This window comes from Sphingomonas baiyangensis (assembly GCF_005144715.1).
GTDB classification, from domain to species: domain Bacteria; phylum Pseudomonadota; class Alphaproteobacteria; order Sphingomonadales; family Sphingomonadaceae; genus Sphingomonas; species Sphingomonas baiyangensis.
In genome coordinates, this window is the sequence record NZ_SWKR01000002.1 from 771,263 (window position 1) to 784,362 (window position 13,100).

The 13,100-nt window shown below is 65.6% G+C and carries 11 protein-coding genes, 2 tRNA genes and 1 pseudogene; 4 read left to right on the top strand and 10 right to left on the bottom strand.

The window, feature by feature from the left end; all coding sequences use genetic code 11:
- Positions 1-36: 36 nt before the first annotated feature.
- The 3 genes from FBR43_RS06855 to FBR43_RS06865 all read right to left on the bottom strand — a co-directional run bounded on the left by FBR43_RS06855 (position 37) and on the right by FBR43_RS06865 (position 3,093).
- Positions 37-552: a 2'-5' RNA ligase family protein gene (locus FBR43_RS06855; protein WP_136942456.1), complete on the bottom strand. Its 516-nt coding sequence runs from the start codon at positions 550-552 to the stop codon at positions 37-39.
- Entirely contained in the window at positions 549-2,495 is a 1,947-nt protein-coding gene (locus tag FBR43_RS06860; protein ID WP_249276486.1) for a potassium transporter Kup, read from the bottom strand. Before FBR43_RS06860 ends, FBR43_RS06855 begins: the two co-directional genes overlap by 4 nt.
- A gap of 127 nt (positions 2,496-2,622) precedes the next feature.
- Positions 2,623-3,093: an Lrp/AsnC family transcriptional regulator gene (locus FBR43_RS06865; protein ID WP_169542662.1), complete on the bottom strand. Its 471-nt coding sequence runs from the start codon at positions 3,091-3,093 to the stop codon at positions 2,623-2,625.
- A gap of 131 nt (positions 3,094-3,224) precedes the next feature.
- On the opposite strand from FBR43_RS06865, the gene ald reads away from it, so the two are divergent.
- The 3 genes from ald (at position 3,225) to FBR43_RS06880 (ending at position 5,058) form a co-directional block, all read left to right on the top strand.
- Positions 3,225-4,331 carry an alanine dehydrogenase gene (gene ald, locus FBR43_RS06870; RefSeq protein WP_136942458.1) on the top strand — a complete coding sequence of 369 codons (1,107 nt, stop codon included), beginning with the start codon at positions 3,225-3,227 and terminating at the stop codon, positions 4,329-4,331.
- Between the two features lie 51 nt (positions 4,332-4,382).
- On the top strand, positions 4,383-4,595 hold the full coding sequence (locus FBR43_RS06875; RefSeq protein WP_136942459.1) for a DUF3072 domain-containing protein: 213 nt from the start codon (positions 4,383-4,385) through the stop codon (positions 4,593-4,595).
- Between the two features lie 103 nt (positions 4,596-4,698).
- Positions 4,699-5,058, top strand: coding sequence for a hypothetical protein (locus FBR43_RS06880; RefSeq protein ID WP_212611901.1), 360 nt, complete (start codon positions 4,699-4,701; stop codon positions 5,056-5,058).
- A gap of 37 nt (positions 5,059-5,095) precedes the next feature.
- Here the strand turns inward: FBR43_RS06880 and FBR43_RS06885 are convergent, their stop codons facing one another.
- The 3 genes from FBR43_RS06885 to FBR43_RS06895 all read right to left on the bottom strand — a co-directional run bounded on the left by FBR43_RS06885 (position 5,096) and on the right by FBR43_RS06895 (position 6,946).
- Complete coding sequence (locus tag FBR43_RS06885; RefSeq protein ID WP_136942461.1) at positions 5,096-5,752, bottom strand: tetratricopeptide repeat protein; 657 nt, start codon at positions 5,750-5,752, stop codon at positions 5,096-5,098.
- A 37-nt stretch (positions 5,753-5,789) separates the two neighbouring features.
- A complete protein-coding gene (locus tag FBR43_RS06890; protein WP_136944078.1) occupies positions 5,790-6,842 on the bottom strand; it encodes a Glu/Leu/Phe/Val family dehydrogenase in 1,053 nt (350 codons plus the stop codon).
- 27 nt (positions 6,843-6,869) lie between these two features.
- Positions 6,870-6,946: transfer RNA gene (locus FBR43_RS06895), tRNA-His, on the bottom strand.
- Positions 6,947-7,134: 188 nt separating this feature from the next.
- Here FBR43_RS06895 and FBR43_RS06900 point away from each other — a divergent pair.
- Positions 7,135-7,815 (top strand): prolyl hydroxylase family protein, encoded by a 681-nt coding sequence (locus FBR43_RS06900; RefSeq protein ID WP_136942462.1) that lies wholly within the window; start codon positions 7,135-7,137, stop codon positions 7,813-7,815.
- A gap of 62 nt (positions 7,816-7,877) precedes the next feature.
- On the opposite strand, the gene FBR43_RS06905 is transcribed toward FBR43_RS06900, so the two are convergent.
- The 4 genes and pseudogenes from FBR43_RS06905 to FBR43_RS06920 all read right to left on the bottom strand — a co-directional run.
- Entirely contained in the window at positions 7,878-10,652 is a 2,775-nt protein-coding gene (locus FBR43_RS06905; RefSeq protein WP_136942463.1) for a TonB-dependent receptor domain-containing protein, read from the bottom strand.
- Positions 10,653-10,747: 95 nt separating this feature from the next.
- On the bottom strand, positions 10,748-12,361 hold the full coding sequence (locus tag FBR43_RS06910) for an autotransporter outer membrane beta-barrel domain-containing protein (RefSeq protein ID WP_136942464.1): 1,614 nt from the start codon (positions 12,359-12,361) through the stop codon (positions 10,748-10,750).
- Positions 12,362-12,625: 264 nt separating this feature from the next.
- Positions 12,626-12,700: transfer RNA gene (locus FBR43_RS06915), tRNA-Val, on the bottom strand.
- Positions 12,701-12,763: 63 nt separating this feature from the next.
- Positions 12,764-13,039 (bottom strand): annotated as a pseudogene (locus FBR43_RS06920) (HU family DNA-binding protein); the annotation flags it as partial.
- Positions 13,040-13,100: the final 61 nt, after the last annotated feature.

Sequence of the window (13,100 nt, forward strand, 5' to 3'; positions counted from 1 at the left end):
GCAAGGCGCGCCACATAGGCGGGCGTGCGGTGCCGGTCAAGCAAACATATGGCGCGAAAGCGGCTCCCACGGGCCACCGCGATACCACCAGCTCGCCAGCCCCGAAATTGCCAGTGGACGCCGCGAGAAGCTCGCCGAAAGCGCGGCCTGCAACGCCTTGGCCGCTGCGGGCTCGACCTTGTTCTGGATGGTGACGTGCGGGCGCCAGCCCGCGCGATCCTGCGGCACGAGCATCGGCGCGAACGCGTGCGCCAGTTCCGCCCGGATGCTCTCGAGCGCCGGCGACTCGACGCGGAACGCCGTCCCCCGCCCGAGCGACATGACGCCGCCGAGCCACGCCTGCGGTGCGGGCATGCCGCGCGTAGCCGCCGACAGCCGCTGCTTGAGCTCGCGCGCCAGATCGGGAGCGATGTGGTGAAACAGCGTCAGATGCGCGTCGAGATGGTTGCGCTCGGGCGGAAAATGCGCGCGGCGCAGATCGTTGAGCCACGCAGCGTCGGCAGCGTCGAACAGCGCCGTCACGATGATGGGCGCGGGTGCGACCGGGCTCAAATCTCTACCTGGCTACCAAGCTCGACGACGCGGTTAGTCGGCAGACGGAAGAACTCCATCGCGCTTTCGGCGTTGCGCAGCATCCACGCGAACAGCTTCTCGCGCCACACCGCCATGCCGGGCTTGGCGGAAGGCAGCAGCGTCTGGCGGGCAAGGAAGAAGCTCGTCTCGATCATCCGGAACTCGGCACCGCATTCGTGCACGCGCTTGAGCGCGGCAGGCACGTCGGGCTCCTCCATGAAACCATAGCACAGCACCATACGATGGAAGCCGCGCTCAAGGTCTTCGAGCCGCACGCGATTGGCCTCGGCGACATAGGGCTCGTCGATGATCTTCACCGTCAGCAGGATCACGCGCTCGTGCAGCACCTTGTTGTGCTTGAGATTGTGCAGCAGCGCGTGCGGCACGCCTTCGGGCGTCGAGGTCATGAACACCGCGGTGCCCGGCACGCGCGTGGCCGAATTGGCGGCCGACTGGATGAACACCTGAATCGGCATCGCAGCCTCGCGCAGCCGCTCGATCATCAGCTTGCGGCCCTTGGCCCAGGTCGTGAGCAGCGTGAAGATGACAAGGCCGACGAGCAGCGGGAACCAGCCGCCATCGGGCACCTTGGTGAGGTTGGCGGCCAGATAGGCGGCGTCGACGACGAAGAAGACGGCGAGCAACGGCACCGCCTGCCACCATTTCCACTTCCACAGCGCGAACAGCAGCACCGTAAGCAGGCACGAATCGATGAACATCGCGCCCGTCACCGCGATACCATAGGCCGCGGTCAGGTTCGACGACGACTGGAAGGTCAGCACCAGCGCGATGACCATCGTCATCAGCAGCCAGTTGATGATGGGGATGTAAATCTGCCCCGCCGTCGATGCGCTGGTGTGATCGATGCGCAGCCGCGGCATGAAGCCCAGCTGGATCGCCTGCTGCGTGACCGAGAAGGCTCCGGTGATGACCGCCTGGCTGGCGATCACGGCGGCGCAGGTCGCGACCAGCACCAGCGGCAGCTGCAGCGCTTCGGGCGCCAGCAGATAGAAGGGGCTCTGGATCGCCGACGCATCGCGCAGCAGCAGTGCGCCCTGCCCCATATAGTTGAGCATGAGCGAGGGCAGCACGAACCAGAGCCACGAGAAGCGGATGGGCTTGCGACCGAAATGCCCCATATCGGCATAGAGCGCCTCGGCGCCCGTCACTGCCAGCACGACCGAACCGAGCGCGAGGAAAGCCGCCAGCGGATCGAGCGCGAAGAACGCAACGGCATAGTTGGGCAGAAGCGCCCAAAGCACGCTGGGATCGCGCACGATGCTGATAGTGCCCAGCACGGCGATGGTGACGAAATAGAGCACCATTACCGGGCCAAAAAAGGCGCCGACGCGCGCCGTGCCGCTGCGCTGGATCGAGAAGAGGAATACGAGGATCACGACGGCGATCGGCAGCACGAGGCCGGCAAAGGCGGGCGCTGCGACCGAAAGTCCCTCGACTGCGCCCAGCACCGATACCGCCGGGGTAATCATGCTGTCGCCGTAGAACAGCGCGGTGGCGAAGACGCCGAGCATCACGATGCCCGCGGTCCATCGCTTGCCCGCGGTGCGCCCCGAAATCAGCGCCAGCAGCGCCAGGCTGCCGCCCTCGCCCTTGTTGTCGGCACGCATGATAATGCTCACATATTTGAGCGTCACCACTATCATCATCGACCAGAAGATGAGGCTGATGACGCCCAATACGTGCAACCGGTCGATCGCGAGCGGATGGTGGCCGGCAAAGGTTTCGCGAAAGGCGTAGAGCGGGCTCGTGCCGATATCGCCGAAGACGACGCCTACGGCGCCTACCGCCAGCTTCCAAAAGGCCTGTGCACGTTCATGCGCGTGGTGATCGGCGACCGATCCGCCTTCCGGGGCATCGGCGTCGGGCGCGGCATTCACCACGGACGGAGGTTCGATCGACACGGGAAGGGTGACATCGCGGAAAGGACTTCGTGCTGGGCTGGACCGGGCGGCGCGTTAGCACCGCCGCTGCACTGCCGCAACGCGAACCATATTGATCGGAATTGCCGTACGGGATGCGGCGCTCGCCTCATGCCGCGAACAGTGCCGCCGCCTCGCCGCGCGTCGGCACGTCACGCAACACGAAGCTCGAAGCGATCGTCGTCACCCCCGGGAGGCGCCCCAGATGCTCGCGGTGCAGCCGCTCGTAATCGTCGAGATCGCGGGCGATGATCGTCAGGCGATAGTCCTGGTGCCCCGAGACGAGCGCGCACGAGATGATGCCCGGCACGGCCGAGACCGCGCGCTCGAACGCCGCCAGATCCTCCTCGACCTGCGTCGACAAGGTGATGTCGACCAAGGCCGTGACATGGAAGCCGAGCCGCTTGCGTCCCATCTGCGCGCCATATCCGGCCAATGCCCCGGCGGACTCGAGCGCCTGGATGCGTCGCGTACATGCCGACTGTGAAAGCCCGACATGCTCGGCAACGCGGCTCACCGGTGCACGTGCGTCCTGTGCGAGTCGCTCGAGGATCGCGCGGTCGATACGGTCGATCTGCATCGAAATGCGATATAGCACGCAATCTCCCGCATATCCATGCGCGTATGGACTGGTTGGCGGCGATGTTTGCAGGGATCCGCACCGGCCGGTCGGGCTATGCTCAGCCAAATCAATTCGACAGGAGAGCGGCCATGCGCATCGGTGTTCCCAAGGAAATCAAGAATCACGAATATCGCGTCGGCCTGACGCCCCCCTCGGTGGCCGAGCTCGTCGCAGCGGGTCATGAAGTGGTCGTCGAGACCAAGGCCGGCGGCGGCATCGATTTCGAGGATTCCGATTATGTCGAAGCGGGTGCACGCATCGTCGGCACGGCCGCCGAGGTATTCGCGCAGGCCGACATGATTGTGAAGGTCAAGGAGCCGCAGCCGGGCGAGGTCGCGATGCTCGAGGCGCGGCACACGCTGTTTACCTATCTTCATCTGGCTGCCGACAAGCCGCAGGCCGAAGGGCTGATGCGCTCGGGCGCTACCTGCATCGCGTATGAAACGGTAACGAGCGATTCGCGCTCGCTGCCGCTGCTGAAGCCGATGAGCGAAGTGGCGGGGCGCATGTCGGTGCAGGTCGGCGCACATTATCTCGAGAAGGAACAGGGCGGCCGCGGCGTGCTGCTTGGCGGCGTGCCCGGCGTTGCGCCGGCGCGTGTGGCGATCCTCGGCGGCGGCGTCTCCGGCGTCAACGCCGCGCAGATGGCGGTCGGCATGCGTGCCGATGTCACGATCTACGACATCAACAACGATCGCCTCGCCGAGCTCGACATGTTTTTCTCGAGCCAGATCAAGACGGCCTATGCCAGCAAGGCGGCGATCGCCGCGGCGGTAAAGAACGCGCATCTCGTCATCGGCGCGGTGCTGGTGCCGGGTGCGGCCGCGCCCAAGCTGGTGACGCGCGACATGCTCAAGACGATGAAGCGCGGATCGGTGCTGGTGGACATCGCGATCGACCAGGGCGGCTGCTTCGAGACCTCGAAGGCGACGACGCACGACGACCCCGTCTACGAGGTCGATGGCGTGATCCATTATTGCGTGGCCAACATGCCGGGCGCGGTGGCGCGTACTAGCGCGTTCGCGCTCAACAACGCGACGCTTCCCTATGTGCTGCGCCTCGCCAATCTCGGCGCCGAGCCGGCGATGCGCGCCGATCGCCATCTGGCGGCCGGGCTGAACGTGTCGGGCGGCCAGATCCGCCACGAGGCGGTGGCCGAAGCGCTCGACCTGCCTTTCGCGGCGTGGAGTGCCTGAGCGGAACGCAATAGGAACATGATCGTTGGCCATCGCGAAGGAGACCTAGCGATGGCCGACAATCCCAAGACCGAGCCCTTTTCGAACGCCGAAAAGGACCCCGACGACTGGACCACCGGCGACGAGCCGATGACCGGCGCACAGGCGAGCTATCTCAAGACGTTGAGCGAGGAAGCCGGCGTTGAGATGCAGGAAGGTCTGAGCAAGGCCGACGCATCGAAGGCAATCGACGCGTTGCAGGAGAAGACCGGGCGGGGCGCGTGATCCGTCCCGTTTGTACTGGTCCGTCCGAATCTTGATAGCTTTTGCCTGAAACCCTGCCAAGAAGATCCGCGCTTTCAAACCGCGCGGATCGATGGGGGGGACCATGAAAGCATTCTTGATTGGGTCGGCGGCTGTACTGACGATGCTGGCGGCGCCGGCATCAGCGCAGGACGAGGTGCTGACTGTCAACAACCGGACGGGCTACACTATCTCGGAGATATACATCGCCCCGACCACTACCGACGAGTGGGAAGAAGACATCATGGGCGATGACGTGCTGCCGAGTGGCCGCTCGGTCGACATCGACTTCAGCCGTTCCGAGGAAACCTGCGTGTGGGACATGAAGGCGGTGTACGACGACGATACCAACGCGGTGTGGCGCAAGATCAATTTGTGCGAAATCTCGGCGATCTCGCTATTCTACAACGAAAATACCGGCGTGACGAGCGCGCGCTACGAGTGACCGTCTGATAAGGGGTGCGCCTCGTGACGCCGAAGCATCAGCGCGGCGCACCCTGCATCTGGCGGCGCATCACCACCTCGATTGCGATCATCTGGTCGAGCGCCGCGAGCCGGTCGGCGATGCCGGTGCGATAGGGCGAACCTTGGCGCGAAACCGCGACCGCGCGCGCCCAATAAGGACGGGCGCCGCCAAAGTCGCCGGCGCGCACCATCGCCAATCCCTCGAAGAACCAGGGGGCGGGATGCTCATGGTTGAGTTGTCGCGCACGCGCGAAGGCGAAGCGTGCTGCCGGAGAGAGCGTATCACCATCGGCGCGCGCCAGCGCCGTGCCTAGCCCCGTCCACAGCGGCAGATTGTCGGGCGACGAGCGCACGGCCGCGATCATGATCTGTGCCGCCCCGCGCAGATTGCCGCTGCGCGTCAGCGCGTCGCTGGCGGCGAAGAAACTGTCCGAATATTGGAAGCGCCCGAACATCTGCTGGCGCAGCGCGGCGATCGCCGGATCGAAATCGCCGCCGCCCGCCGCGCGCTCGATCGGGCTGCCGGCCTGCATCGGTCGCCCCTGCCAGGCATAGCCGGCGGCACCCAGCATCATGCCGGCGGCGAGCATCGTCCATAGGAGCCGCGGCGTGCGCAGCGCCCAGAGCAGCGTTGCCGCCCCAACGCCGAGGAACGCGAGCACGATCCAGCCCATCAGGCCGACCGCCCTCGCGCGCCATTATGCGTTGCGATCACCCGCGCCCGATCAGACGACGCGCCTGATCGTCGGCGACTTCGGATGCCGGGCGATCGTCGCGCGCGCTTTCGTCCCAAACGCGATCGAGCCGCTCGGGAATCTGGCGGATACGTGCCTCGACCTCGGCGCGATCGCCCTGCCCCAGATATTCGAGGCCGACATTGATGATGCCGCCGGCGTTGATGACGTAATCGGGCGCGTAGAGGATGCCGCGCGCATGGATCGCGTCGCCGTCGGCACGCGTCGCGAGCTGGTTGTTGGCGCCGCCTGCAACCGCGTTGCAGCGCAGCGCGTCGATCGTACGCAGCGTCAGGATCGCACCCAGCGCGTTGGGGCTGACGATGTCGGCATCGAGTGTCAGCACAGCATCGGGATCGGCAGTTGCAGCGCCAAGCTCGTCGGCCAGCGCCTGCGCGCGGTCGCGATTGACGTCGGCGATGGTCAGCGTCGCGCCATCGGCGGCCAGCAGGCGGGCAAGGCCGCCGCCAACGCTGCCCACGCCCTGAATGGCGACATGCACGCCGGCCATGTCATCGGTGCCGAGCGCGCGCTTCGCCGCCGCCTTGACGCCCAGATACACGCCCATCGCGGTGAACGGGCCGGGATCACCCCCTGCCCCGCCCGATGCCTTGACGGGCAGCCCCGAGGCATAGCGCGTGACGCCGGCGATCGTCGTGAGATCGGCTTCCGAGATACCGACATCCTCGGCGGTGACATAGCGACCGCCGAGCGATTCGACTGCGCGGCCGAACGCCTGCAGCATGGCGGGCGTCTTGGTACGCGCCGCGTCGGCGAGAATCACGCCCTTGCCGCCGCCCATAGGCAGACCGGCCATCGCGTTCTTGAAGCTCATGCCGCGCGACAGGCGCAGCGCGTCGGTGATTGCCGCGGCCGGATCGGCATAATGCCAGAACCGCACGCCGCCCGCCGCCGGCCCGAGCTTGGTCGAATGCACCGCGATGACGGCCTGAAGGCCCGATTCACGATCGGTGAAGAGGTGCACGCCTTCGTGCGCGTCGAAATCGGGAAAGCCCCAGTCGGTCTGCACGCCTGTACCCATGTTCGGGGGAAAGGATGGGGCGACCGACGGGACTTGAACCCGCAACTTCCGGCATCACAAGCCGGTGCTCTAACCAATTGAACTACGATCGCCGTGGAGTGGCGCGCTTAGCCTCGCAAAAGCCCGAACGCAACCGCCTGCGCGCCAGATAGCGCGGGGCCGAGTTCCGTCAAGCCGCCACCGCATATGCGTGAAGCGTCGACCTCGCCGGGCGCGCCCGGCGTGTCCAATCCCGCAATCACCGCTTTCGCGATCGGCACCGATTTGGCACGATGGGGCAATGGCCAGTCTCGCTTCCCCGCCTACCTCCGGTTCGCTGCTCGGATCTGGCCTGCCTGCCGCACCCGTCGTCGATCATCTGCTCAGCCAGTCGGGCGTGCAGAGAGTGCCCAGTCCGAAGCTGTCGCTGTTCGTTCGCCGACAGTTCCTCGACGCGGCGATGTGCCAGCAGCTTTGCGCGATGATCGATGCGACGCGGCGTCCCTCGACCGTATCGGATTTCAACGGCGATACCGCGTTCCGCACCAGCGAGACCTGCGATCTCGATGCGCTCGATCCGGTCACGCAGGCGCTGGAGGCCAGGCTGACCGAATTCACCTGCCTCGACCCCGTTTTTGGCGAGCCCATACAGGGTCAGCGTTACGCCGTGGGGCAGGAGTTCAAGGCGCACACCGACTATTTCAGTCCCGATGGTGCCGATTTTGCCAAGTTCTGCTCGGTAGCGGGCAACCGCACTTGGACCGTGATGGTCTATCTGAACGAGCCCGAAGCCGGCGGCGCCACGCGCTTCAAGGCGATCGACAAGATCGTGCATCCCGAGACGGGCAAGCTGCTTGCGTGGAACAATCTGCGTGAGGATGGTCGCCCCAACCCCGCCACGCTGCATCACGGGATGAAGGTGCGCGCAGGCACCAAATACGTCATCACCAAATGGTATCGCGAAAGGCCCTGGGGCTGGTGACGAGAAAGGGCTCCGGACGTGTTCGCCCGAAGCCCGATCCCCCTCTTAACCGTTGATGCGGTTCACAGCCGCGCACTCAACCCCACCGAGATGACGCGACCAAGGTCGAAGGTATTGGTATCGACGCGGGCGCCGTTCGAGAAGGTCTGGAATTCCTGATAGCGCGTGCGCGTCAGGTTGCGGCCCTCGACCTTGAGCTCGATCGTCTGATCGTCGCCGATGCTGATGCCCTGCCGATACACCACGTCGAAGCGCACGCCGGGCCGCTCGACGATGTCGGGCAGGCGCACGCCGTCGAACACCGGCCCGCGGCTGGTCACGCGGTCGCTGGCATAGGTGACGAGCAGCGTCGCCTGGCTCATCGTCTCCTCGTTCTCGAGGCCGAGCTGGGCGTTCACCAGATGATCCGACTGGCCGATAAGTGGTGCGCCATCCTCAAAGATCAGGTTGGCGGCAACGTCCGCCGCGCCGAAGATCGGATTGGGCACGAGCTGCGAGCCGACCTGAAGGTTCGACTGGGTATAGGTGTAGTTGGCGAGCGCGAGCAGCCGCGTACCGGCGAACAGCGAGCCGAGCGTGTCGAGCGGGAAGTATTTCTGCACCTCGATCTCGCCGCCCCAAAGCTGGGCCTCGGGCGCGTTCGAGAAGCCCGTGAGCAGCGTGCTCGAGCCCGGCGCGACCTGCGCGATCGTCTCGATCGGGTTCTCGATCCGCTTGAAGAAGCCTGCGGCGGTCAGCCGCTGGTCGCGCGCGAAGAACCATTCGTAGCGCGCTTCGAGATTGTAGAGCTCCGAGTCGGAGAGGTTGGGGTTGCCGAAGAACTGGCGGTTCGAATCGAAGTCGATATAGATCTGCGGCGCCAGCTCGCGGAACTGCGGGCGTGCGATGGTCTTGGAGGCATGCAGGCGCAGCTGCATGTCCTCGGCGAAGTTCCAGGTGATGGTCGCGGCGGGCAGGAAATAGTCGTTGTTGAGGTTGGTGCCGGGCAACACGCCGTCCGCGCGCAGCAGCGCCACGTCCTGCTGCGCATCCTCGTAGCGCACACCTAGGGTGGCACGCACGCCATCGAACGCTTCGGCCTCGGCCTGCACATAGCCGGCATGGATTTCGAGCTGCGCTTCGTAGGCCGGAGCCGCATTGTCGCCGAAGCCCGAGATGTTTTGCAGATTGATGCCCCAGAAGTTGATGACCGCCTGCGACAGCAGGAAATCGGGCCGCAGCTGGCCTACCGTGTTGTTGAGCGTGCTGTTGTCGGGGCCGACATAGCGGAACAGATAGCGGCTCGCCTGCCGCTGGGCGTCGCTATAGGCATAGCCGGCCGAGAGCGTGACGGGGCGATCCCAGTTGAACTCGTAGCTGAGATCGATCGCGCCCGACCACAGATCCTCGTTGAGGTCGCTGAACGCGACAGTCGCGGTCTGCGTCGTGCCGCCGAGCGTGTTGATATAGTCGTTAATGCCATCGGCGGCGGTATATTCGTAGCGGAACGCGCGTTCATACGGTGCCTTGCGCTTGGTGTTGGCATAGGCGCCGCGCAGATCGACCTGCAACGCATCGAAGTCGAGCTCGCCAACGAACTGCGAGGTGAAGAGCTGGCGCTCGAACCAGTTGGTATACTGCTCGATATAGGTCGGGATCGGCGCGAACGGCCCCGGAATACCCAGATTGTCGAGATCGCCGGCCGACAGGATGCCCTGCTTCAGCGTGTCGTGGATATAGAGGTTGGTGAAGCGGAATCGGTGATCGCCGACTTCGGCGCCGAGGCCGAGAAGGCCGTTGACGAGGATGCGGTTGTCGGTCGTCACCGCGGTGAAGTCGCTCGCAAGGCCGCCATCGGCCGAGTTGGCGACCTGCTGCAACGCCTGGCGCGTGCGCCAGCTGTTCGAGATGCCGCCGCCCGCGATCACGCCGATGCGTACGTCGTTGCTGACATCGAACGAGGTGCCCATGCTGATATCGGCACCCCAATTGGCGGGAATGTCGTCATTCTCTTGTAGCAGCGTCGTCTCGGCGTTGCGCAATGCCGCGGTCTGGCCCGGGTTGAGGCCGGTGTTGTTGATGCCGGCATCCTTGACGAAGCCGGGCACGGTGCGCGTGCCGTCGTCATAGCCGAACACGTCGGCGCTGCCGCCGTCATAGACATAGCCGAGCTGGCTGGTCGTCGCGGTATCGAAGCCGACCGAGCCGCCAATCTGGATGAAGCTCTCGTCAGGCACCGCGCGCGTCGTCAGGTTGATCGCGCCGCCGCCGAACTCGCCGGGATAATTTGCCGAGAAGCTCTTCTGCACCAGCGCCGAGGCGACGAGGTTGGTCGGAAAGATGTCGAGCGGCACGACGCGGCGCAGCGGCTCGGGGCTGGGCAGCGGCAGGCCGTTGAGCAGCGAGGATGAGTAGCGATCGCCGAGGCCGCGCACGAACACGAAGCCGTTGCCGACGACGCTGAGGCCCGTCACGCGCGTCAGCGCCCCGGCGATGTCGCCCTCGCCCGTACGCGCGATGTCCTCGCTCGACAGTACCGAGATCACCTGCGCGGTCGACCGCACGACGTTGGGGATGTTGCGACCGATGACGACGATGTCCTCGTTGACGTCGCCGGCGCCGGGAGCGGAAATCTCGACCTCCTGCTCGGCCTGGTCGACCTGCTGCGAGGTATCGTCGGGCCCGACGGTCTGCGGCGTCGTCGGCGCCGCGCCGCCCGCATCGGGTGTCGTCACCTGCCCTGCCGGTGGCGTGGTGGTCGATACACCGCCCGATCCCGATACCTGCGCCAGCGCCGCGGGCGCGACGAAATGCGAGGTGAGGAGCAGCAGCGAGCCGAATGCGAGCTTGTGCGTCATATCTTGGGTCCGGGTCACAAAAGGTATCGAAATGCGGCAAGGCCGGGAGCGGCGGCGCGGCTGCGCCACTGCTCCCGGCCCATGTTCGCGCCTGCTTAGATGCCGGGCACCGTGGTGCAGCTCTGGCTCGTCGCGCCGAAGTTTCCGCGGTTCGAGTTGCAGGTCCAGCCGCGATACCAATTGTCGTTCGGACCCGAGACCGCGCCAATATAGCTCGTCTGCACGAAGAAGGACGAGCCGGAGACGTTGAGCGTGGCGGCGTTGAACGGCGTCACGCCCTGCGCGCCGGTGCCGGGCAGGAAGTCGCTGGCAAGCGCGGCCGCGGCGGTGCCGTTGACCACGTTGTTCGTGCCCGCATTGACGATCGCGGCCTGCTCGGCGTTGGTCACCGTTACGCCGTTCTGCGTCGTTTCGGTCGAGAGACCATCGGCGCAGGCGAAGTAGATCGAGTTGAACACCGGAGGACCGGCCTCGTCGAGTGCCGCATTGGCCGCGCGGATCGTCGACTTGCCGCCATTCTCGGCAGTGCCTGCCACGATGTTGAGGCAGGGCTCGGTGGCCGAGGTGATGATGCCGTTGACGAAGCTGAAATCGGCGCCGCCGCGAAGGCGCAGGGCCGCGTTCACGCCATTCGAGCGGTGGATGAAGGTGAAGTTCGCGATGCGACCGTTCTGGCGCGGCAGCGCGTCCTCGTTGCCGTTCGAATCGATCTCCATCATGTAGGTGTCGGTCTGCGTGTTGTTCGGGCGCTGCGAGGCGATCGCGAACTGGATGAAGCCCTTCCAACCCACATCGGTATCGATGCTGTCGTCATCGGCGCCGGTCACCACGAGATAGCGGGCATTGTGCGTGCCGCCGAAAATCTCGATGCCGTCGTCCGAGCTGTTGTGGATCTGGATATATTCGAGGCGCGTGCCCGAGCCGACGCCACCGGTGGTGAGGCCCTGAAGTTCGTTGTTGGGGCTGATGACGGTGCCTGAGTAGCGGATCTGCACATAGCGCATCACGCCCGAGGTGTCGTTGGCGGTGGCGCCGCCGTAGAGCGCGTTGCCGGTGCCCTCGACCACGGCTTCGCAGTTCGCCGAGCCGCCGGTGACGCCCGAGAGGTTGCAGTTCGAGATCGGCGCGCGGCCGGCGAGGATGATGCCGCCCCACAGGCCCTGCGATTCGTCGGTGACGTTGCCCGTCAGGTTCGCTTGCGCGGTGAAGATGATCGGGTTGGTCTCGGTGCCTTCGGCATCGATCGTCGAGCCGCGGTTGACGACGAGCAGGTCGTTGTCGGCATTGGTGGTGTTGGCGTAGATGATCGCGCCGGCGTCGATCGACAGATTGCCCTGCGTGCCCGTGTTGAGCGCGCCGCCACGATCGATGCCCACATCGACGCGGCCGTTCATCTCATAGGCCACGCCCGCGACTGCGGGGAGCGAGAGATTGCCGGTGATCTGCGACGGCAGGCGGCACGAGCGGAAATTGCCGATGGTGCCGACATTGGTGGTGCCGGTGGGGCAGTTCGCGGCGGGGCCGGTGGTCGAGGTCGGCGTCGGCGTGGGTGTCGGCGCGGGGGTCGGCGCCGGAGCTGGCGTGGGCGCGGGCACCACGATCACGCCTTCGCCGGGCGATGCGACGCTGGTCGCGCCGTCGCAGGCCGCGAGCGACGCAGCGGCGCAGCTGGTCATGAGGACGAGGCTGAGGCGTTTGAAATCGGCCATGAACTGTCTCCGTTCCGGTTTTTTCCGGTTGTGCGATGGTCGGGCGGACGCCCTTGATCGACTCGGAGAGCCCCCTGTCGACCGCGAAACCCGGCTAGGGGCCGTGCGTGACGGCGGGATGTGATTTTGAAGAAAGTTCGGTTTCGTTCGGATGACGGAACCATGACAGTCGTGACACTGCCGTGACGATCTGGGCTATCGGTGCCGATCGGCGCGGGCAAAGAAAAACCCCGCCGGGCCGAGCCCGCCGGGGTCTTCATGCGGTGGTGGGCGCGACAGGGATTGAACCTGTGACCCCACCCGTGTGAAGGGTGTGCTCTACCGCTGAGCTACGCGCCCCGAACCGTCGGGAAGCGGGCCTTTAGGCGGCTGTATCGCGCCTGTCCAGCCCGGAAAGACCGATCAGTTGACCGAATCCTTGAGGCCCTTGCCGGCCTTGAACTTCGGCTGCGACGACGCCTTGATCGTCATCGGCTCGCCGGTGCGCGGATTGCGGCCGGTCGACGCCTTGCGCTTGCTGACCGAAAAGGTGCCGAAGCCCACGAGACGAACCTCGTCGCCCTTCTTGAGCGCCGACGAAATCGAGTCGAACACGGCCTCGACCGCCTTGCTGGCATCGCCCTTGCTCAGCCCCGAATGGTCGGCAACCTGGCCGATCAGTTCCTGCTTGTTCATTGCCCTCGGTACCCCTGTATGATGGTATGATTCTGGCGGATAAAGGAATCGTCGGCCTCGGCCG

Excerpts from the sequence above, each read along its gene's own strand:
- FBR43_RS06865 (WP_169542662.1), bottom strand. The coding sequence starts at position 3,093 with ATGCAGATCGACCGTATCGACCGCGCGATCCTCGAGCGACTCGCACAG.
- FBR43_RS06900 (WP_136942462.1), top strand. The coding sequence starts at position 7,135 with ATGGCCAGTCTCGCTTCCCCGCCTACCTCCGGTTCGCTGCTCGGATCT.
- ald (WP_136942458.1), top strand. The coding sequence starts at position 3,225 with ATGCGCATCGGTGTTCCCAAGGAAATCAAGAATCACGAATATCGCGTC.
- FBR43_RS06905 (WP_136942463.1), bottom strand. The coding sequence starts at position 10,652 with ATGACGCACAAGCTCGCATTCGGCTCGCTGCTGCTCCTCACCTCGCAT.
- FBR43_RS06875 (WP_136942459.1), top strand. The coding sequence starts at position 4,383 with ATGGCCGACAATCCCAAGACCGAGCCCTTTTCGAACGCCGAAAAGGAC.
- FBR43_RS06880 (WP_212611901.1), top strand. The coding sequence starts at position 4,699 with ATGAAAGCATTCTTGATTGGGTCGGCGGCTGTACTGACGATGCTGGCG.
- FBR43_RS06885 (WP_136942461.1), bottom strand. The coding sequence starts at position 5,752 with ATGGGCTGGATCGTGCTCGCGTTCCTCGGCGTTGGGGCGGCAACGCTG.
- FBR43_RS06910 (WP_136942464.1), bottom strand. The coding sequence starts at position 12,361 with ATGGCCGATTTCAAACGCCTCAGCCTCGTCCTCATGACCAGCTGCGCC.